The organism is Staphylococcus sp. GDY8P131P (assembly GCF_017891975.1).
Taxonomy (GTDB): domain Bacteria; phylum Bacillota; class Bacilli; order Staphylococcales; family Staphylococcaceae; genus Staphylococcus; species Staphylococcus nepalensis.
This window is the reverse complement of the sequence record NZ_JAESKF010000039.1, coordinates 1-1,473: the sequence shown is the minus strand read 5'-3', so window position 1 is coordinate 1,473 and position 1,473 is coordinate 1. Positions and strand designations below refer to the sequence as shown.

The 1,473-nt window shown below is 29.4% G+C and carries 1 protein-coding gene; it reads right to left on the bottom strand.

The features are described 5' to 3' along the window. Positions 1-37: 37 nt before the first annotated feature. A complete protein-coding gene (locus KA894_RS14485) occupies positions 38-1,354 on the bottom strand; it encodes an ISL3 family transposase (protein WP_207606658.1) in 1,317 nt (438 codons plus the stop codon). Positions 1,355-1,473 lie beyond the last annotated feature (119 nt).

Sequence of the window (1,473 nt, the reverse complement as noted above, 5' to 3'; positions counted from 1 at the left end):
GGCTCTTTGTCAAAGAGGACTGATACAATTTTTGAGATTAGGCAACCGTAGGTTGCTTAATCTCTTTTTTGATTGTAGAAGCATAAAGTCGTGAAGTTAGTAAGGCACGATTACGCAAATTATTATAATTTCTATATCCAAACGATATTCTTTTAATCAGTTTAATTTTATTATTGATACCTTCTATTGGACCATTGGTTATATTAGGGTATATTAGTGTGTTATTAATAAATGATTGATATTTTTTTAAAGTTTTCAAGACTATTTTTAATTTGAGACATACTTTGTTGGCATCTATTTCATCAAGGGTACTCATAAAATCTATTGAATTATTATGTTTTAAACTATATCTTAATTTATTAACCGCTCCATAACTATATTGGAACTTTTCATCGAAACTTAGTAAATACTCAACAACGCCTTTGTGTGTTTGCCAGGACTTGAATAATTTTAATTTACGATAAGAAATCGCATTAAGATCTTCAAATGGGGTTAGAAGTAATTTCCAATAACGTTTGTATTTATTATATAAAGGTTTATTATTAATTCTAAACGTGTTCATCAGACTGACTCTAGACATGTTAAGCGCACGATTAAGTGCTTGAACAATATGAAATCTATCAATAATAATTTGAGCATTAGGAAATACTTCTTTAATCAAGGAAATATATGGTTCATACATATCAATCGTAACGGTTAACACTTTGTTTCTTTCTTTTAGAGGGAAACGGAAAAAATAATTTTTTAGTGAGTATAGCTTTCTATCTCTTACAATATCTATAATTTTATGCGATGTCGCATCACAAAAAATAAAACTCATGGCACTGTCTACTTGTTTAACACTTTTAAATTCATCCATTAGTATATGCTTCGGTAATGAGCCAAACGGCATGTGTTTGATGGATTGTGCAGTATGATTAATAATACGTGAAACTGTTGAATTAGATACACCACAAGACTTCGCTATTGATTTCTGAGAACGTATAGAGGTTGCCTTATCTACAATTGTTAAACGTGAATTATTAGAAATATGGCAATCAACATCAACGATGTTAGTTTGAGCGGTAAAGTAAGAACAACAATGCTTACAATAGAATCTTTGCTTTTTAAGTATTAAAAATGCGTTCATTTCTGATATTTTCGGAATGGTTATCCTAGAACTTTTAAAACCATTTTTTACAATAGTATAGTTTGTATTTAATACACCGCAGTTCACACAACAATCAGGTGTATATGTAACTTTTGCATAATAGTACTTATATCTTTGTTCTTTGTATTCAATTTCTTCCAGCTTATTGTCGAAAATAACATTAGGGTCTTCAATTCCAAGTGTTTTTGATATAAAATAATTCATAGGCGCATAATCTCTCCTTAATTTATTTGGTCAGATATTTAAATTATAGAGATTTTTGCGCTTTTTTTGTACCAAAAAACAGGACTGATTTTTATATCAGTCCTGTTTAGTATAGAGCC

Bases quoted from the DNA above. Each gene is read 5' to 3' on its own strand.
- KA894_RS14485 (WP_207606658.1), bottom strand. From the start codon at position 1,354: ATGAATTATTTTATATCAAAAACACTTGGAATTGAAGACCCTAATGTT.